The following is an 18664-nucleotide window of genomic DNA, read 5'->3' as shown; positions in this document are numbered from 1 at the left end:
ACGGACGGCAGGAAGCGCCCGGTGGCCCATGGCCGCCGGGCGCTTCCGCGCGTCGGTCAGGCGGGCGCGACGGCCCGCGAGCGCCGCATGGTGAGCACGTACTCGACCAGCGAGATCAGTACGTGCTTCGTCGACTCCCGGTTACGGGCGTCGCACGGCACCACCGGCACGTCGCGGGAGATCGCGAGCGCGTCCCGCACGTCCTGCGGATCGTGGTACTGCATGCCGTCGAAGCAGTTGATGGCGATCAGGTACGGCAACCGCCGGTGCTCGAAGAAGTCGATCGCGGCGAAGCAGTCGGCGAGTCGACGGGTGTCGACCAGCACCACCGCGCCGATCGCGCCCCGGACCAACTCGTCCCACATGAACCAGAACCGCGTCTGACCCGGCGTACCGAAGAGGTACAGGATCAGGTCACGGTCGATCGAGATACGACCGAAGTCCATCGCCACCGTGGTCGTCGTCTTGCCCGGCACCTGCCGGGTGTCGTCGACGCCCACGCCGGCGGAGGTCATGATCGCCTCGGTGGTCAGCGGCGTGATCTCCGAGACCGAACCGACCAGCGTCGTCTTGCCGACGCCGAATCCACCGGCGATAACGATCTTCGCCGACGTCACGCGCCCGCTCGGGACCGGCGGCCGGTGCGACATGTCAGAGCCTGCGAAGTCCACTCAGCACCCTCTCCAGCAGTTCAGTGCCCACCGCGTCGTCAGAGTCGTCCAAAATGGTCGGCTCGTGGACCGCGACCAGGCCGTCCGTCGCCATGTCGGCGATGAGCACCCGGGCCACGCCGAGCGGAAGCTGCATCCGCGCCGCGATCTCGGCAAGCGACTGCACGCGTCCGTCACACAACGCGGCTATGTACTGGTGTTCACGACCGTGGCCACCACCATTGCCAGTGGCAACCGCTCGGCCGCGCACCGTCGTCTCGACGAGCGCCTCCAGGGCGATGTCGAGCCGGGGACGGGTACGACCACGGGTCACGGCGTACGGCCGGACCAACGCTCCGGTCGGCTCGTCACGATCCGCCATGTCGCCGCTCACCTCCCTCGCACCCGGCACCGGCTCGCCCCGGTGGCATCCGTCGCTGTCGTAGTTGTTCCCGCTCCTGACCCACCGGCCAGCGCGTCATTCAGCCCATCATCCCCACAGCCGTACGCGGCTGCGGCGTCAGGGCGTCGCCCACCCGGTCCACGAGCAGGGCCATCTCGTACCCGACCTGACCCACGTCGCAGCTGCGCGCCGCGAGCACCGCGAACGACGAGCCGTCCGAGATGGACATCAGGAACAGGAAGCCGTTGTCCATCTCGACGACTGTCTGCAGCACCGCTCCGCCCTCGAAGCAGCGCGCCGCGCCCTGGGTCAGGCTGACCAGGCCGGACGCGATCGCCGCGAGCTGGTCGGCGCGGTCCCGCGGGAGGTCACGGGACGAGGCGAGAAGCAGGCCGTCGGCCGAGACCGCGACCGCGTGCGCCACACCGGGCACCCGGTCGGCGAAGTTGGCGAGCAGCCATCCGAGATCCTGCGTAGTAGTCATCCTTGTTGCTCCTTCTGCCCGCTCCCGGCCACCGGGCCTGAGCCAGACTGCGAGGACTGCTGCCCGCCCGGAGTGCCCTCCGGGCCGGTCGTGTTGCTGTCGGTCGTGTTCCGCCCCCGCTGCACGCCCCGATGGTAGGCCGAGAGCAGACCCCGGACACCCTCCGGCGTCCGCCGCTGCGACGACGGCGACGGCTTGTCGATGCTGCCCGGCACGAGCTGTGCCATCGGCGTCCGCTTCGGCAGGCCCTTCTGCGTGGTCTCCTCCACCGGCACCTCGGTGGCGGCCGAGGCGGCCCGCCAACCGTCGTCGGCCGCGGTCTGCCACGGCGAGGGCTGCTGCGGCGACGCCGGCTGCCGGGTGGGCAGCCCACCGGCGTACGCCGGACGCGCGTTGCCGTTCGCCGTGCCGTTGTCACGCGGGGCTCCGCCGGCCGTCGGAGTGTGTGCCATCGGTGTGTTACCTGTCGTTGCGGGTGTGGTCTGCGGCACGGCCCGGCCTGCGGTGTCCACCTTGGCGAACTGCTGGGTCGCGGCGCCGTTGGCCGGCTCGGCCGGGGCCGCCGCCTCCTCGTTGGGCCCGGGCCGACGGGTGCGGAACCAGGCCGACTCGAGCTCCCGGAAGATCGGCAGCTCCATCGTCTCGTCCGCGTACCGCTGGCGGTTGCCGGGCTGCTGCGGTGCGGCCTGGCGCGGCGCGGGCGCCGCCGCCGGCTGAGGGGCGGCCGGCGGGGTGGCCGGCTGCTGCGGCGCCATCGACGGCGTCTCCGTGCGCGGGACCCGCGGCAGCTCCGTGGTCATGTCCATGCCGGCGGGCATCCGCTCCGGCATGGCGGGGGCCGGCGCCGGGGTCGCCGGGGTGACCGGCGGCCAGACCGGCGGGGCGCCCACGTGCGGAGCGGACGTCGACGGCACCGGGCGCGACGGCAGCTGGTCGGTCGGCGGGGCGGAGACCGGGTAGCCCGCGGTCGGCTGGCCGGAGACCGGAGCGGCCGAGACGGGCTGACCCGAGACCGGGTAGCCGGAGACCGGCGCGGCCGACACCGGGCGGCCCTGGTACGGGTCGCCCGAGACCGGGTGACCGGAGACCGGAGCGGCCGAGACGGGACGGCCCGGGTACGGGTTGTTCGCGTACGGGTTGCCCGAGACCGGCGCACCGGAGACCGGCGGCAGCGGCGGGGCCGACACCGGCGGGACCGGCGGGGCCGACACCGGCGGCGGGTTGTAGGGCCGCGCCTCCGGGCTGCTGGGCAGCTGCCGCGGGATGGCCGGCTGCTGACCGGTCGTGGCCGGGTTGCCCTCGGCCGGGTCGCGCCGCTGGGGCAGCGGGTCGACCGGCTGGCCGTTGGCGGCCCGCGGGGCGTAGCCGTCGCCACCGCCGGCGTTGGCGCCGGTGAGGTCGGACCAGGCCGGCATGGCACGACCGCCGCCGGCGTTGGCCGGGGTGCCGGAGCCGTTGCGGTGGCCCGGGTCGAAGGAACGCCCGCCGAGCGTGACCTGGTTGCCGGAGGCGCCGGGGTGCGGCGCGGGGGGTGGGGTGTGCGGGCCGTTGCCGAGCGCGGCCAGGGCGCCGAAGGCCGGCGTGGGGCCGCCCTGCTGCGGGCCGGCGGCGGGCAGCGCCGGGGCCGGCATCCCGCGGCCGGAGAGGGCGCGCGGCACCAGGACCGTGGTGGGCAGCGTGACGTCGGCGACGGTGCCCCGGTCGGCGGCGGGCCGCAGCTCGACCTTGACGCCGTGCCGGGACGCCAGCCGGGCGACCACGACCAGGCCCATCATCCGGGAGACCGCCACGTCCACCTGCGGCGGCGTGGCGAGCCGCTCGTTCAGGTCGCGCAGCTGCTCGGAGCTGATGCCGATGCCGCGGTCCTCCACGTAGAGCGAGGCGCGGTCACCGACCCGACGGGCCTCGACCATGACGCTCGAGTCCGGCGGCGAGAAGGCGGTGGCGTTGTCGAACAGCTCGGCGACCAGGTGCACCAGGTCGTTGACCGCGTGCGCGGCGACCTCGATGTCGCGGTCGATGACCCCGAACTCGATCCGGGTGTAGTGCTCGACCTCGGACTGGGCGGCGCGGAGCACGTCGATCAGGGCGGCCGGCTCGCGCTGCACACGGGTGGAGTCCGCACCGGCGAGGACCAGGAGGTTCTCGTCGTTGCGGCGCATCCGGGTGGCCAGGTGGTCGAGCTGGAACAGCTCGGCCAGCCGGTCCGGGTCCTCCTCGCCGCGCTCCAGCCGGTCGAGGTGGCCGATCAGCCGGTCGACCAGGATCTGCGAGCGGCGGGCCAGGTTGACGAACATGGTCGCGACGGAGGCGCGCAGGGCGGCCTGCTCGGCCGCGGTGCGGACCGCCTCCAGGTGGACCGCGTTGAACGCCTCGGTCACCTGACCGAACTCGTCCTTGCTGCGGACCGGCAGCGGTTCGGCGATCTGGTTGGCCAGCTGCACCGGGGAGAGCTGACCGGTCACCTGCGGGTCACGCAGCCGGGCCACCGCCTGCGGCAGGCCGTACTGGGCCACCGAGAGGGCGCCCTGCCGCAGGTCGCGCAGCGAGCGGGCCATCGACCGGGCGACCAGGTAGGCGAAGAGGATGGCCAGCAGCAGCATGGTGAGCAGCAGGCCGGTCTCGAGGAACACCTGGCGCTGCGTGTCCGACCGCAGCTCGTCGGCCTGCCGGACCACGTTGCCGTCGAGCCGGGACTCGACCGTGCGGATCAGCTTGGCGTTGCCGACCATCGCCTGGTCCCACTGGTCCGGCCCGAACGGCGCGTTCTTCATCGAGCCGCTGTTGTTCGCCGACATGAAGCCGGTGAGGTTGTCGGCCTTGCGCAGGTCGGGTCCCTCGACCGTCTGGTCGAAGAACTCGGCGTCGGCCGGGGTGGCCACCGACCGGAACGTCGCGAGGGCCTGCGCCTGGGCGGTGCCGCTGGCGATGAACTGCTCGCGCAGCGCGGGGCTGTACTGCCCCTGGGTGAGTGCCTGGTGCACGACCACCCGGCGCTGGGCCAGGTATTCCTTCTGCCGGGCGACCGCGGCGGCGGCGCGCATCCGGTCGCTCAGGTCGTTGTCGCCGGCGAGCTGGGTGGCCGAGTCACGGATCGAGAGCAGGTCGTTGATCAGGCGCTCGTACGCCTTCTCCGCCTCGTCGATCTTGAGCTTGCCGTTCAGCACCTGGCTGCGGGTGGCCGGCAGGTCCTTGAGCTGGTCGTCGATCTCGTCCAGCCGGGCCTCGAAGTTGCGCGGCAGGTCGTCGATCTCGCCCCGCTGGCGCAGGTAGGGGCCCTTGGCCTGGTCCACCCGCTGGTTGGCCCGGTTGTAGGCCTCCTGGTACTGCGCCCGGGTCTGGAGTTCCTTCGCTCCGAGGAAGAGCACCGAACCGACCCGCTCGTCCTGCATCGTGTCGGCCAGGTCACCCGAGTAGCCGATCAGGCTGGCGAGGTCGCCGGCCCGGTTGGCATTGTTGAGCGTCTCCAGGTGGTCGACCAGACCGCTGGTGCCCACCACGACCGTGGCGATGGTCGGCACGATCATGATCAGACCGAGCTTGGACCAGATCGGCATGTCGCGCAGCCGACTCGCCGGCCGGCGCAGCCGCGACAGGAAGGAGCCCGCCGTCGTTGGCCGTTTGCTCACGTCACCGCCCTCGCAAAACCGCGTCCGACGTCACCTGAGGGCAACGCCGAGCGACCGACCCGGCGGGTCGGACCTCCGAGATTCCATCACGCCGCCTCGCAAAGAGAAAGCCCAGGTTGTCCCTCGCCGGAGGTGTGATGAGATGTTGATGCAATTTGATAGCAATCCGTCTGGCCGGAGTCACTGAAGGTAATGGAACACCCGCATCGCGTCGTCCTGCTCGCCGGGCCCTCCGGCTCGGGAAAGTCGTACATAGCCCAGCGAACCGGACTTCCGGTGCTGTGCCTGGACGACTTCTACAAGGACGGCGATGACCCTACGTGTCCACGCCGAAACGGACAGGTGGACTGGGAGTCCCCCTTGTCCTGGGATGCGGACACGGCGGTGGAAACCATTGCCCGACTGGCCCGGGAGGGCAAGGCCGAAGTGCCGGTTTATGCGATCGGCGCGGACCGGCGGGTGGCCACCCGGCCATTCGACGTCGACGGATCGCCAATTTTCGTCGCCGAAGGGATCTTCGCCGCGGAGATCGTCGCCGAGTGCCGGCGCCGAGGGCTGCTCGCCGGGGCGTACGCGCTGCGGCGCCCGCGTGGCGCGACCTTCCTGCGCCGGCTCGCCCGCGATCTCGCCGAGCAACGCAAGGCCCCCCGCGTGCTGGTCCGGCGCGGGATCACGCTGCTGCGGACCGAGCCGGCCGTGCTGCGCCGGCAGACCGGCCTGGGCGCCGAGGCCGCCCGCGCCCGGCAGGTGCTGCGCGGGGTGGCCGCCCTGCTCGCCGGCCACCCGCGCCGACCCTGATCAGCCGATCAGCTTGGCGTACGCCGGCTTGATCACCTCGTCGATGATCCGCAGCCGCTCGTCGAACGGGATGAACGCGCTCTTCATCGCGTTGATGGTGAACCACTGGAGTTCCTTCCAGCCGTAGCCGAAGGCGTCCACCAGCAGCGCCATCTCCCGCGACATCGAGGTGCCGCTCATCAGCCGGTTGTCGGTGTTCACCGTCACTCGGAAGCGCAGGTCGCGCAGCAGCCCGATCGGGTGGTCGGCGATCGACGCCGCAGCACCGGTCTGCACGTTCGACGACGGGCACAGCTCCAGCGGGATGCGCTTGTCCCGCACGTACGCCGCCAGCCGGCCCAGCACCGGCGGGTTGCCGGGGGTGATGTCGTCCACGATGCGCACGCCGTGGCCCAGCCGGTCCGCCCCGCACCACTGGATCGCCTGCCAGATCGACGGCAGCCCGAACGCCTCGCCGGCGTGGATGGTGAAGTGGAAGTTCTCCCGCTGGAGGTACTCGAACGCGTCCAGGTGCCGGGTGGGCGGGAAGCCGGCCTCGGCGCCGGCGATGTCGAAGCCGACCACCCCGGTGTCGCGGTGCCGCACCGCCAGCTCGGCGATCTCCTGCGAGCGGGCCGCGTGCCGCATCGCGGTCAGCAGCGTGCCGATCCGGATCGACGTGCCCGCCTCGGCGGCCAGCGCGCTGCCCTCCCGGAACCCGGTGACGACCGCGTCGACCACCTCGTCCAGGGTGAGGTTCTGCTCCAGGTGCTGCTCGGGCGCGAACCGCACCTCGGCGTAGACGACGCCGTCGGCGGCCAGGTCGAGCGCGCACTCCCGGGCGACCCGACGCAGCGCGGGCCCGGTCTGCATGACCGCGACGGTGTGCGCGAAGGTCTCCAGGTAGCGCTCCAGCGAGCCGGAGTTCGCCGCCTCGGAGAACCAGCGTCCCAGCGCCTCCGGGTCGGTGGTGGGCAGTTCGTGGCCGGCCTCGGCGGCCAGCTCGACGATCGTCGCGGGCCGCAGGCCGCCGTCGAGGTGATCGTGCAGCAGCGCCTTGGGGACCTTGACGATGTCCTCGTACGAGATTGCGACCATGCTCAGACCCTAGTCACCGGCGGTGCCGGTCCGACACCGGACCGGCTTCAGGGACGCCAGCCGTAGACCCGCTCGACGGTCAGGCGCAGGACCAGGCGGCCGTCGGCCACCATGGCGGCCCGGTAGTCCGCCCAGTCCGGGTGCTCGCCGCGGATCCGCCGGTAGACCTCGACCAACTCGTCGACCGTCGCGTCGTCGGTCGCGGCGGCCGGCGGGGTGAGCGTCACCGTGCCCTCGGCCACCGCGTACGCCCCGCCGTCGGCGGTGGTCACGTGGAAGCTGGCCCGGGGGTCGCGGCGCAGGTTGCGCACCTTCGCCCGGTCGGCCGTGGTGGAGCAACGGATCAGGCCCGGCTCGGCCAGGTAGTCGAGGTTGGACAGCTGCGGGCGTCCGTCCCGGCGCAGGGTGGCCAGCACCCCGCGCCCGTGCTCGCCGAACAGCTCCCAGAGCCGGGCGCTCATGCGGTCACCCGCAGCGGCGCGAGCGCGGCGGCCAGCCGGACGAGCCGGTCGAGCATCAGCGCGGCGGCCTCGTCCCGGCCCGGGTCGGCGCGCAGCTCACCCGACTCGTCCAGCGCCTGCCGCAGGAAGACGACCACCGCGTCGTTCACCGGCGTCATGTTCACGGTCGTCACCACCTGCTTGATCATTTGCACCGCGCGCAGGCCCCCGGAGGTCATCCCGTAGCTGACGAAGCCCACCGGCTTGTGCTGCCACTCGTGGTAGAGGTAGTCGATCGCGTTCTTGAGCGGCGCGCTGAAGCCGTGGTTGTACTCCGGCATCACCAGGACGAAGGCGTCCGCGGCATCGGTGGTGGCGCTCCACGTGCGGGTGTGCTCGTGCAGGTAGACCCGCTCCGACGGATGGTGCGGCTCGTCGTGGAAGGGCAGTCCGACCTCGGCCAGGTCGACGAGGCGCACCTCGTCGAAGCCGCCGTGGCGGACGGCGGCGGCGGCGAACCAGTCACCGATGCGGCGGCCGACCCGACCGGGGCGGGTACTGGCGACGATCACGTTCAGGCGGGGCATGGTGGGGTCACTCCTGTCGGGGTGGCGGCCGGGGTCGGCACGGTGAGTCGGGGAACGAACCAGGCGACGATCGGACCGATGCCGACCGCGTAGAGCAGGGTGCCGGGACCGACGGCCCCGCCGAGCAGCCAACCGACCGCCAGCACGGTCACCTCGATCAGGGTGCGTACCGGGCCGAGCGGGAGGCCGCGGGCGGCCAGGCCGGTCATCAGCCCGTCGCGCGGACCGGGACCGAGGCGGGCGCCCAGGTAGAGCGCGGTGGCGAGACCGTTGAGCAGGATGCCCGCGACCAGCAGCCCGATCCGACCGGCGAGCGGGTCGAGCGGGGGGACCAGGGCCAGCGTCGCGTCGAGGGCCAGCCCGACCAGGGCGACGTTCGCCGCCGTGCCGATGCCGGGGCGCTGCCGCAACGGGACCCACAGCAGCAGCACCAGCAGCGCCACGGCGTTGACCAGCACGCCCATCGGCAGACCGGTGCGGGCGGCGAGGCCCTGGTGCAGCACGTCCCAGGACGCGAGGCCGAGGTCGGCGCGGACCATCAGCGCGACGCTGACGCCGAACAGGGTCAGGCCGGCGAGCAGCCGGACCACCCGGGCCGACATTTTCGATGACATGTCATCAACCTAGGCGGCATGTTGGTGACATGTCAACCAACCGTTAGGATCGGGGCATGGAAGAACCGCGCTGGCTCGACGAGCGGGAGGACCGCGCGTGGCGGGGCTACCGCCGGATGCGCCGGCTGCTCGATCTGGAGCTGGCCCGTGAGCTGATGCAGGACGCCGGCCTCTCCGAGCCGGACTACGACGTGCTGAGCGACCTCTCCGAGACCCCCGACCAGCGGATGCGGCTCAGCGAGCTGGCCGACCGGATGCTCTGGTCCCGCAGCCGGCTGTCCCACCACATCTCCCGGATGCAGCAACGCGGCCTGGTCCTCCGGGAGGAGTGCGCCACCGACGGGCGCGGCTCGGTGGTGACCCTCACCCCGGCCGGTCGGCGGGCCGTCGAGGCCGCCGCGCCGGGGCACGTGGCCGCCGTCCGCCGCCACCTGATCGACCTGCTCACCCCGGCCGAGCTGGCGGCGCTCGGCACGCTCAGCCAGCGGGTGGTCGACCGTCTCGCCGGCCGACCCGGCGACGGCGCCGGTCGACGCGCGGAAGCGGCGGGCTGAGCCGTGGACTCCCGGATCCTGAGCCGGCTGCGCTGCCCGGTCTGCGCCGAGCCGCTGGCCGAGGCCACCGCCGGCACCACGCGAGCGCTGCGTTGCCCGCGCGGGCACAGCTTCGACACCGCCCGGCAGGGATACGTCAACCTGCTCGCCGGCCGCACCCCGCACAGCGGGGACAGCGCCGACATGGTCTCCGCCCGGTCCGACTTCCTCGCCGCCGGGCACTACGACACCGTCGCCACCGCGCTGGCCTCCGCCGCGACGCGCGTCGCGCCCGACGACCCGTACCCCCTGGTGGTGGACGCCGGCGCGGGGACCGGCCACTACCTCGCGGCGGTGCTGGCGGCGCTGCCGAACGCCCACGGCCTGGCGCTGGACGTCTCCAAGCCGGCACTGCGCCGCGCGGCTCGGGCCCATCCGCGCGCGGCCGCCGCGTTGGCCGACACCTGGCAGCGGTTACCGCTGGCCGACCGGTCCGTGACCGTGCTGCTGAACGTCTTCGCGCCGCGCAACGGAGCGGAGTTCCACCGGGTGCTCGACCCGGCCGGAGCGCTGCTGGTGGTCACCCCCGCCGTCGACCACCTGGCCGAGCTGGTCGACGCGCTCGACCTGCTCCGGGTCGACCCCGACAAGGCCGACCGGGTGGCCGGCAGCCTGGGCGGCCACTTCGCCGAGGAATCCGTCACCGAGCACCGGGCCCGGCTGGCGCTGACCCGCGCCGAGGTCAGCACGCTGGTGGGGATGGGGCCCAGCGCCTGGCACGCCGACCCGGGACGGCTGGCCGCGCGGATCGCCGCGCTACCCGAACCGATGCCGGTCACGCTCGCCGTCCGGCTGGGCGTGCACCGTCCGCGCTGACCGGCCTCAGGTGGAGAGGTCGACCTCTTCCCAGCCCGGCGGCTCCTCGTGGTACGGCCCGCGCAGCACCACGGCCCACTCCAACGCCCAGCGGCGCTGGCCGATCGCGTTGGCGTCCACCAGCCCGGGCAGCGCCCGACCGGCCCGCTCGGTCTCCAGGTAGGCCCAGTCCAGGCAGTAGTGCAGGTCGAGCAGCGCCGCCGCGTCGGCGGGATGTTGCGGTGCGGCCAGGATCCGGGCCCGCCACTGCGGGAACGTCTCCCCGGTGACCAGGTTCGGCATCCGTTCGACCAACCGCTCGTCGACCGGCACGGTCGGGTCCAGCTGCTTGGTCAGGCCGAGCACCCAGGCCAGCGAGAAGAGCGCGTCGTGGTGCAGCACGAACGACCGGTGGTCGCCCCGGCCGCCCATCACGAACTGCCACTCCGGCGGCGTCAGCATCTCGACCAGGTGCGAGTCGAGCAGCCAGCTCATCGCGGCCTGCGCGGGCATGCCGAAGCAGCGGGCCAGAATCAGGTGCAGCACCGAGATCCGGGCCTCGATCTCCGGGGTCGGGCGCAGCTCGATCTCGTCGCCCGGCTCCCACACCAGCGGGAACTGCGGCGGCGGCAGCGGAAGACCCAGCCGGGACAGCTCGTCGAGGCTCGCCTCGCGGACGGCCCGAGGATCGGGAGCGGATACGCGCAACGGTCAGTCCCTGTCTGGTCGCCCCGGCTCGCCGCCGGTCGGTCCCCCTGGCCTGGGAGGATAGCGGCTCCGGCCGGGCCGGCACCATGGCCGGCCCGCGCCGGAACCCGTCAACCGATCCGGTCGATGACCAGCGGCGTGACGGCCGGCGCCTCGGCCGCCACCCGGATCGCCCCACGTGCCTCGGCCAGCGCGGGCGGGATCCGCTCGGCGTGCTCGGCGCGCAGCTCGAACAGCGGGTCACCGACCCGCACGCGATCCCCGGGGCGCTTGTGCAGGACCACGCCCGCCGGCACGCTCACCGGGTCCTCCTTGCGGGCCCGGCCGGCGCCGAGCCGCCAGGCGGCCACCCCGATCGCGTACGCGTCGACCTCGGCCACCCAGCCGTCCTCGGCCGCGGTGACGACCTCGACCTCCGGCGCGGTCGGCATCGGGGCGTCCGGGTCGCCGCCCTGCGCCCGGATCATCGTCCGCCAGGCGTCCATCGCCCGGCCGTCCCGCAGCGCGGCGGCCGGGTCGGCGTCCGGCAGGCCCGCGGCGTCGAGCATCTCCCGGGCCAGCGCCAGCGTCAGCTCCACCACGTCGGCCGGACCGCCGCCGGCGAGCACCTCCACCGACTCGGTCACCTCGACCGCGTTGCCGACCGTCAGGCCGAGCGGGGTGGACATGTCGGTGAGCAGGGCGACAGTGCGCACCCCGTGCGCGCCACCCAGCTCGACCATGGTGCGGGCCAGCTCGCGGGCGTCGTCGACGTTCTTCATGAAGGCGCCGGAGCCGACCTTCACGTCGAGCACCAGCGCGCCGGTCCCCTCCGCGATCTTCTTGCTCATGATCGAGCTGGCGATGAGCGGGATCGCCTCGACGGTGCCGGTGACGTCGCGCAGCGCGTACAGCTTGCGGTCGGCCGGCGCGAGCCCGTCACCGGCCGCGCAGATCACCGCGCCGACGTCGCGGAGCTGGGCGATGAACTCCTCGTTGCGCAGCGCCGCCCGCCAGCCCGGGATCGACTCCAGCTTGTCCAGCGTGCCGCCGGTGTGGCCGAGCCCCCGGCCGGACAGCTGCGGGACGGCCGCGCCGCACGCGGCGACCAGTGGGGTCAGCGGCAGGGTGATCTTGTCACCGACGCCGCCGGTGGAGTGCTTGTCCACGGTCGGCCGGGCCACCGACGACAGGTCCAGCCGCTCGCCACTGGCGATCATGGCGGCGGTCCACCGGGCGATCTCCGGGCCGGTCATGCCGCGCAGCAGGATCGCCATGGCCAACGCCGACATCTGCTCGTCGGCCACCAACCCCCTGGTGTACGCGTCAACCACCCAGTCGATCTGTCCGTCGCTCAGCACCCCCCCGTCCCGCTTCGCCCGAATGACGTCAACCGCCGTGAAAGCACTCACCTATCAAGATCCAATCAGTAATCGCGCATGGTCGCACTCACCCGCGAACGATGACCACGTCGGGCCTGGGCCGACCGTGCCCGGCGGAGGGATCAAGCCTGACCGCCCGGAGCCGGGCGCGGTCGGCCCAGGCCCCAACCTCAACCCCAGCGGACCGGAATCTCCGTAGGAGGCTCACCCTCACCGGCCCAGAAGATCGTGCCCGACGCGTCCACCACGACCACGCGCGGCGTCCGCGCCAGCCCCCACTCGATGGCCCCGGTCGGGTCCTCCCAGGTCGGGCCCTCCTCCAGCACGCCGGTCTCGGCGCCCTCGGCGTCCCCGGCCGACCGCTCCCAGTAGGTCGTCCAGACCTGCTGCCCGCCGGACAGGTCGGGGTGCACGAACACCGTCCCCCGGCCGCGCCAGGCGGCCAGCCGGTCCGGCACCACCGGCACCGGGTGTTCGCCGGTCACCGCCTCGATGTCGGCCACGTCGAAGGCGTGCGGGAGCAGCTCCGCCATCCGCAGCGGCCCGCTCTTCGCCTCGATCAGGCACTCCGGCCCGCCTTGTTCCCAGAGCAGCTGCCGGCACCGGCCGCACGGCATCAGCGGCTCACCCGTGGCGTCGACGCAGGACAGCGCCACGATCCGGCCGCCGCCGGTGGCGTGCAGCGAGGAGACGACGCCGCACTCGGCGCAGAGCGTCACGCCGTAGCCGGCGTTCTCCACGTTGCAGCCGACCACGACCCGGCCGTCGTCGACCAGGGCGGCGGCCCCGACGGGGAACTTCGAGTAGGGCACGTAGGCGTGCCGCATCACCTCGGTGGCGGCGGCCCGCAGCCGATCCCAGTCGATCTCCATCACGACTCCCATTCTGCCCAATCCACGCCGATCGGTCACCGGCGCGGCCGGAGACGACGGTGCCCGGCGGGTCGCCCCGCCGGGCACGTCGCGTCGCGGAGGGCTCAGCCCTTGATGTACGGCTTGCCGTCGGCGGCCGGCGCCCGCACCTTGCCGACCAGCCCGGCCACCGCCAGGATCGTCGCCAGGTAGGGCAGCATCGCCAGGAACTGGCTCGGGATGCTGCTGCCGATCGCGCCCAGATAGGTGGCGAGCTGGTCGGCGAAACCGAAGAACAGCGCCGCGAGCAGTGCGCCCGTCGGGCTCCACCGGCCGAAGATGAGCGCGGCCAGGGCGATGAAGCCCTTGCCGCCGATCATGTTCTTGGTGAACGAGTAGAGGGCCAGGGTGTACGACGCCCCACCGATGCCGGCCACCATCCCAGCCATGATCACGTTGCGGTAGCGCAACCGCAGCACCCGCACGCCCACCGTGTCGGCGGCGGTCGGGTGCTCGCCCACCGACCGGGTCCGCAGGCCCCACCGGGTCCGGAACAGGGCCAGGTGGATGACCAGCACCAGCAGCAGGCCGAGGTAGAGGAAGATGTTGCCCCGGAACAGCGCCGGACCGAGCAGCGGGATGTCGGACAGCAGCGGGATCTCCCAGTTGCTGAACCGCGGCGCGCTGTTGTACTTCGCCGCGTCGGTCTGCATCAGCCGCTCGTAGAGGAAGCCGGTGACGCCGACCGCCAGCAGGTTGAGCACGATGCCCATGACCACCTGGTCGACCAGGTAGCGGATGGCGAACACGGCGAGCAGCAGCGAGATGAACGCGCCACCGATCGCGGCGGCCACCAGGCCGACCCAGACGCTGCCGGAGATACTGCCGAACAGCGCACCGGAGAAGGCGCCCATCAGCAACTGGCCCTCGATCGCCACGTTGACCACGCCGGAGCGCTCGCAGAGCACGCCGGCCAGCGCGCCGAAGATCAGCGGCAACGCCAGGATGAACGTGCCCCGGACGATGTTCACCAGCGGCATGAAGTTGCGGCCCTCGGGGGCGGCGGAGACCTGCCAGCAGAGGAAGCTCAGCACGAAGGCGACCAGCCCGGCGCCGAGCAGCAGCGTGAACCAGCGCTTGGGTACGCCGGCCAGCAACGCGGCCCCGGCCGCGGTGGCGATGAGGCCGAACAGGATCGCGCCGATCGTGCCGTTGATCTCCAGGGCGGCGCCGCCCTGGGTCTCGCTGAGCGTGAAGCGGGCGTGCTCGTCGGTGGCGAGCGCGCCGAACAGCACGGCCGCGAGCACACCCAGCGCCAGCAGGACGGCCCCGGCCTTGCGGGTACGCGTCCAGAAGCCCTCGTCGACCGCGGTGACGGCGACCTCGGGGACAGCGGTGGTGGACATGCTCACCAGCCCTTCGCGAGGCTCGTCTGCAGCCGGGCGGCGCGGGCCGCCCGGAGCTGGAAGATCGCCTTCACCAGCGCGGGCGCGGCGATGAAGATGACGATGAGTGCCTGGAGCACGGTGACCAGCTCCAGCGAGATCCCGGAGTAGGACTGCATCCGGTTGCCGCCGGCCTGGAGCGCGCCGAACAGCAGCGCGGCCAGCAGCACACCCCACGGCTTCACCCGGCCGAGCAGGGCGACCAGGATGCCGTCGAAGCCGATCTGCGCGATCACCAGCGGGGTCAGCGCGTCGGCGGTGGAGCCGAGCACCATGTTCGAGCCGCCGAGGCCGGCCAGCAGACCCGCGGTCGCCATCACCAGCACGTACGTCTTGGTCACGCTGATGCCGGCGGTCCGGGCCGCGTCCGGGTTCTCGCCCACCGCGCGCAGCTCGAAGCCGAGCGTGGAGCGGTTGAGCAGCCAGGCGACGAACCAGGTGACCAGCACCGCGAGCAGGATGCCGGCGTGCACCCGCAGGTCGTCACCGAGCAGCCGGGGCAGTTGCGCGGAGGAGTCGACCGGCTTGCTGATCGCGTCGGCGCGGCCGGGGTTCTGCACCCCGCCCTGGATGATGATCCAGGACAGGAAGTAGATCGCCACGTAGTTGAGCATGATCGTGTTGATCACCTCGTGGGCGCCGGTGCGGGCCTTGAGGATGCCCGGGATGAAGCCCCAGAGCGCACCGCCGAGCGCACCGGCGATCAGCGCCACCAGCAGGTGCACGCCGGGCGGCAGCGGCAGCGCGAAGCCGGCGACGGCGGCCAGGATCACGCCGATGGTGGCCTGGCCCTGGGCGCCGATGTTGAACAGGCCGCCACGGAACGCCAGCGCCACCGACAGGCCGGTGAAGACCAGCGGCGCGGTGTAGGTCAGCGTCTCCGAGATCGGGCCCATGACGGCGGTGAAACCGACCGCGTCCGGGTCGAAGATCGCGCCCTTGAACAGGTTCGCGTACGCCTCGCTGACCACGGTCCAACTGGCGTTCAACGCGTCCGCCGGGCGGGCGGTGATGTAGCTGTAGGTGGCCAGCACCTCCGGGTCGGAGACGATGATCAGCACCGCGCCGACCAGCATGGCCAGCACCACCGCGAGCACGGTCACGGTGACCGTGTTCGCCGCCCAGAGGTTGTCCAGGAAGAGCTTGCCCAGGGTGGGCCGGGGCTCGCCGGCCGGCGGCTGCTTCGGCGCGGTGGCGGGCACCTGGCGTTCGGTGTCGCCGGCCGGCGCGGTGGGCGTCGCCCGGGCCTCGCTGCGCGCCTCCTGCGCCTCGGTCGCCGGCTCCTTGTCCGGGGAGCCCGAGACCGGATTCGGGTTCGTCATGCCTCGTCCTCGTTGGCAGGGCTGTCAGCGGTCGGGGTGGCGGTGTCGGGCGTGATGCCGGCCATCAGCAGGCCGATCTCCTCGCGCGGGGTGTCCGGGCCGACGACGCCGATGATCCGCCCGCGGTACATGACCGCGATCCGGTCGGCCAGGCCGATCACCTCGTCCAGCTCGCTGGAGACCACCATGACCGCGGTGCCGGCGTCCCGCTCGTGGATGACCCGGCTGTGGATGAACTCGATCGAGCCGACGTCCACGCCCCGGGTGGGCTGCGCGGCGATGAAGAGCTTCAGCGGCCGGGACAGCTCCCGGGCCACGATCACCTTCTGCTGGTTGCCGCCGGAGAGCGTGCCGACGGCCGCGTCGGCCGAGGAGGTGCGGATGTCGAACTGCTCGATCCGCTCCTTCGCCGACTCCGCGATCGCGTTCGGCTTCAGCGACAGGCCCCTGCCGAACGGCGGCCGGTCGTAGATGTCCAGCACCAGGTTCTCCGCGACGGAGAACTCCTTGACCAGGCCGTCGACGCTGCGGTCCTCCGGCACGTAGCCGACGCCGGCGCGGAGCACCTTCTTGGTCGACCAGCCGTTCACGCTCTCGCCGTCGAGGCTGATCGTGCCGGCGAGCGCGGGACGAAGCCCCATGATCGCCTCGATCAGCTCGGTCTGGCCGTTGCCCTGCACACCGGCGACGCCGAGCACCTCGCCGGCGCGCACGGTCAGGTCGATGCCGTCGACGGCGCGTACCTGGCGGTCGTCGTCGACGACCAGGCCGGCGATCTCCAGGATCGGCTTGCCGGGCTCGGCGGGCTTCTTGTCCACGGTCAGCCGGACGCTGCGGCCCACCATCAGCGCGGCCAGCTCGTCCCGGCTGGCGCTCGGCTCGGCGGTGCCCACGGTCTTCCCGCGCCGGATCACGGTGATCCGGTCGGCGATGGCCTTCACCTCGCCCAGCTTGTGCGTGATGAACACGATCGACTTGCCGGCGGCCTTGAGCGACCGCATGACCGTGAGCAGCTCCTCGGTCTCCTGCGGGGTGAGCACGGCCGTGGGCTCGTCGAGGATCAGCAGGTCGACGTCACGGGTGAGCGCCTTGACGATCTCCACCCGCTGCTGGATACCGACCGGCAGGTCCTCGATCACCGCGTCCGGGTCGACCCGGAGGTTGTAGCGCTCGGAGACCTCGGCGACCTCGCGCCGGGCGCGCCGGCGGTCGAGGATGCCGGCGAACGGCCCCCGGACCTGCTCGGCGCCGAGCATGACGTTCTCGGCCACGGTGAAGACCGGCACCAGCATGAAGTGCTGGTGCACCATGCCGATACCGGCGGCGATCGCGTCCGACGGGCCCTTCAGCTTCAGCGGCTTGCCGTCGACCAGGATCTCGCCCTCGTCGGGCTGGTAGAGCCCGTAGAGCACGTTCATCAGGGTCGACTTGCCGGCGCCGTTCTCGCCGAGCAGGGCGTGGATCTCTCCAGGCTCCACCGTGAGGTCGATGTGGTCGTTGGCGACCAGCTCACCGAACCGTTTGGTGATGCCGCGCAGTTCGAGTCTCAGCGCAACCTCCTGGAGTGCGAGCGATGGTGCAGCGTAGCCACTGCCGCGCCGCCACCGCGCCGGGTGGGGGTGTGGGGGATCAAGGTGACCGGCCGCCCCGAGGCGCGGGGTACGGACCCCGTGCGCCGGGACGGCCGGATCGTCAGTGCTGGTGCCCGCCGGCCCCCGCCGTCGATGATCTCACCGCGGCGACCGGCGGAGCGGTCACTTGGTCGGCTGGGCCTTCGAGGTGACCGTGATGGTGCCGGCGGAGATGTCCGCCTTGATCTTGTCGACCTCGGCCTTCAGGTCCGCCGGGACCTTGCTGTCGAACTCGTGGTACGGCGCGATCGAGACGCCGGTGTTGGCCAGCGTGCCCACGAAGCCCGGCTTGGCCTGCAGCTTCTCGCCGCCGGCGGCCTTCAGCACGGCCTCCTTGACGGCCTCCGGGATGTTCTTGACGACCGTGGTGAGGATCGCCGAGCAGTCCGGGGTGCTCTCGCAGCCGTCGACGTCCACCCAGACGACCGAGTACTTGCCGCCCGAGGCCTTGGCCGCGGCGGTGGTGCCGAGGCCGGCGCCGCCGGCGACCGGCATGACGATGTCGGCGCCCTGGGCGACCAGCGCATCGGACACCTTCTTGCCCTCGTCCTGCTTGACGAAGTCGTTGGTGAAGGAGCCCTTCTGGGTGGCCTTGTCCCAGCCCAGCACCTGGACGTTCTTGCTCTTGGCCTTGTTGTAGTACGCCACGCCGTCGGCGAAGCCGTCCATGAAGATGGTGACCGGCGGGATCGGCAGACCGCCGTAGGTGCCCACCTTGCCGGTCTTGCTCATCCCGGCGGCGAGGTAGCCGGCCTGGAAGGCGGCCTGCGCGGTGTCGAACTGCATCGGGTAGATGTTGTCCACGCCCGGGTCAGCGTCCACGATCGCGAACTGCTGGTTCGGGTTCGCCTGCGCCGCCGCCTTGGTGGCGTCCGACATCAGGCCACCGACGGCCAGGATGAAGTCGCACTTCTGGTTGACGAAGCCCTTGAGGTTGACCTCGTAGTCCGCCTCGGCCTTCGACTGGACGTTCTTGATGTCGATGTCGCCGTTTTCCTTCTGCGCCTCCTGGAGGCCCTTCCAGGCCGAGGTGTTGAAGGACTTGTCGTCGATGCCACCGACGTCGGTCACCATGCAGGCGCTGTACTTCTTGCCACCGGTGCCGCCGGCGTTGTTGTCGTCGTCGGGAGCCTCACCACACGCGGCGGCGCCCAGCACGAGGCCACCCGCCACGACGGCGGAGGCGATCCGCATCCCACGCACAGAGCGCAAGACGTCTCCTTCCCATTGCCCACCGCGTCGTGCGCGGTGCGCAGCCCTTGCGCCGGCCTGCGGT

At 72.3% G+C, this 18664-nt stretch carries 18 protein-coding genes; 3 read left to right on the top strand and 15 right to left on the bottom strand.

Annotated features, from left to right (window positions below; translation table 11 throughout):
• Nucleotides 1-56 precede the first annotated feature (56 nt).
• From O7600_RS22855 to O7600_RS22840, 4 genes are all read right to left on the bottom strand, one after another.
• On the bottom strand, nucleotides 57-650 hold the full coding sequence (locus O7600_RS22855) for an ATP/GTP-binding protein (protein WP_091582358.1): 594 nt from the start codon (nucleotides 648-650) through the stop codon (nucleotides 57-59).
• 1 nt (nucleotide 651) lies between these two features.
• Complete coding sequence (locus O7600_RS22850; protein ID WP_013473970.1) at nucleotides 652-1032, bottom strand: DUF742 domain-containing protein; 381 nt, start codon at nucleotides 1030-1032, stop codon at nucleotides 652-654.
• 100 nt (nucleotides 1033-1132) lie between these two features.
• On the bottom strand, nucleotides 1133-1537 hold the full coding sequence (locus O7600_RS22845) for a roadblock/LC7 domain-containing protein (RefSeq protein WP_013283992.1): 405 nt from the start codon (nucleotides 1535-1537) through the stop codon (nucleotides 1133-1135).
• On the bottom strand, nucleotides 1534-5166 hold the full coding sequence (locus O7600_RS22840; protein ID WP_281590483.1) for a nitrate- and nitrite sensing domain-containing protein: 3633 nt from the start codon (nucleotides 5164-5166) through the stop codon (nucleotides 1534-1536). The genes O7600_RS22845 and O7600_RS22840 overlap by 4 nt, the downstream gene beginning before the upstream one ends.
• A gap of 384 nt (nucleotides 5167-5550) precedes the next feature.
• On the opposite strand from O7600_RS22840, the gene O7600_RS22835 reads away from it, so the two are divergent.
• A complete protein-coding gene (locus O7600_RS22835) occupies nucleotides 5551-5964 on the top strand; it encodes a hypothetical protein (protein ID WP_281590481.1) in 414 nt (137 codons plus the stop codon).
• Here O7600_RS22835 and O7600_RS22830 read toward each other — a convergent pair whose 3' ends face one another.
• Genes O7600_RS22830 through O7600_RS22815 form a run of 4 tightly spaced genes read right to left on the bottom strand, consistent with a single transcriptional unit; the run spans nucleotide 5965 to nucleotide 8682 of the window.
• Nucleotides 5965-7041, bottom strand: a complete 1077-nt coding sequence (locus O7600_RS22830) for an adenosine deaminase (protein WP_281590479.1) — start codon at nucleotides 7039-7041, stop codon at nucleotides 5965-5967.
• Nucleotides 7042-7088: 47 nt separating this feature from the next.
• Nucleotides 7089-7502 carry a PPOX class F420-dependent oxidoreductase gene (locus tag O7600_RS22825; RefSeq protein ID WP_091582376.1) on the bottom strand — a complete coding sequence of 138 codons (414 nt, stop codon included), beginning with the start codon at nucleotides 7500-7502 and terminating at the stop codon, nucleotides 7089-7091.
• Nucleotides 7499-8068: an NAD(P)H-dependent oxidoreductase gene (locus O7600_RS22820; RefSeq protein ID WP_281590476.1), complete on the bottom strand. Its 570-nt coding sequence runs from the start codon at nucleotides 8066-8068 to the stop codon at nucleotides 7499-7501. The genes O7600_RS22825 and O7600_RS22820 overlap by 4 nt, the downstream gene beginning before the upstream one ends.
• On the bottom strand, nucleotides 8056-8682 hold the full coding sequence (locus tag O7600_RS22815; RefSeq protein WP_281590474.1) for a hypothetical protein: 627 nt from the start codon (nucleotides 8680-8682) through the stop codon (nucleotides 8056-8058). Before O7600_RS22815 ends, O7600_RS22820 begins: the two co-directional genes overlap by 13 nt.
• 56 nt (nucleotides 8683-8738) lie before the next feature.
• Between O7600_RS22815 and O7600_RS22810 the strand changes: the two genes are divergently transcribed.
• Nucleotides 8739-9236: a MarR family transcriptional regulator gene (locus O7600_RS22810; RefSeq protein ID WP_281590472.1), complete on the top strand. Its 498-nt coding sequence runs from the start codon at nucleotides 8739-8741 to the stop codon at nucleotides 9234-9236.
• Between the two features lie 3 nt (nucleotides 9237-9239).
• Nucleotides 9240-10091, top strand: coding sequence for a putative RNA methyltransferase (locus O7600_RS22805; RefSeq protein WP_281590470.1), 852 nt, complete (start codon nucleotides 9240-9242; stop codon nucleotides 10089-10091).
• 6 nt (nucleotides 10092-10097) lie between these two features.
• On the opposite strand, the gene O7600_RS22800 is transcribed toward O7600_RS22805, so the two are convergent.
• The 7 genes from O7600_RS22800 to O7600_RS22770 all read right to left on the bottom strand — a co-directional run bounded on the left by O7600_RS22800 (nucleotide 10098) and on the right by O7600_RS22770 (nucleotide 18582).
• Nucleotides 10098-10778: a DUF4272 domain-containing protein gene (locus O7600_RS22800; RefSeq protein WP_281590469.1), complete on the bottom strand. Its 681-nt coding sequence runs from the start codon at nucleotides 10776-10778 to the stop codon at nucleotides 10098-10100.
• A gap of 110 nt (nucleotides 10779-10888) precedes the next feature.
• Entirely contained in the window at nucleotides 10889-12169 is a 1281-nt protein-coding gene (locus tag O7600_RS22795) for a thymidine phosphorylase (RefSeq protein ID WP_281590467.1), read from the bottom strand.
• 140 nt (nucleotides 12170-12309) lie between these two features.
• Nucleotides 12310-13023: a cytidine deaminase gene (locus O7600_RS22790; RefSeq protein WP_281590465.1), complete on the bottom strand. Its 714-nt coding sequence runs from the start codon at nucleotides 13021-13023 to the stop codon at nucleotides 12310-12312.
• 92 nt (nucleotides 13024-13115) lie between these two features.
• A complete protein-coding gene (locus tag O7600_RS22785; RefSeq protein WP_281590463.1) occupies nucleotides 13116-14396 on the bottom strand; it encodes an ABC transporter permease in 1281 nt (426 codons plus the stop codon).
• A gap of 2 nt (nucleotides 14397-14398) precedes the next feature.
• On the bottom strand, nucleotides 14399-15757 hold the full coding sequence (locus O7600_RS22780) for an ABC transporter permease (RefSeq protein WP_281590461.1): 1359 nt from the start codon (nucleotides 15755-15757) through the stop codon (nucleotides 14399-14401).
• Nucleotides 15754-17247 carry an ABC transporter ATP-binding protein gene (locus O7600_RS22775; RefSeq protein WP_348651386.1) on the bottom strand — a complete coding sequence of 498 codons (1494 nt, stop codon included), beginning with the start codon at nucleotides 17245-17247 and terminating at the stop codon, nucleotides 15754-15756. The genes O7600_RS22780 and O7600_RS22775 overlap by 4 nt, the downstream gene beginning before the upstream one ends.
• 264 nt (nucleotides 17248-17511) lie before the next feature.
• Entirely contained in the window at nucleotides 17512-18582 is a 1071-nt protein-coding gene (locus tag O7600_RS22770; protein WP_281594241.1) for a BMP family ABC transporter substrate-binding protein, read from the bottom strand.
• Between the last annotated feature and the right edge of the window lie 82 nt (nucleotides 18583-18664).

This window comes from Micromonospora sp. WMMA1998 (assembly GCF_027497375.1).
GTDB classification, from domain to species: Bacteria; Actinomycetota; Actinomycetes; order Mycobacteriales; family Micromonosporaceae; genus Micromonospora; species Micromonospora sediminicola.
Note: the sequence above shows the minus strand (reverse complement) of the source record. Positions and strands in the feature narration are given on the sequence as shown.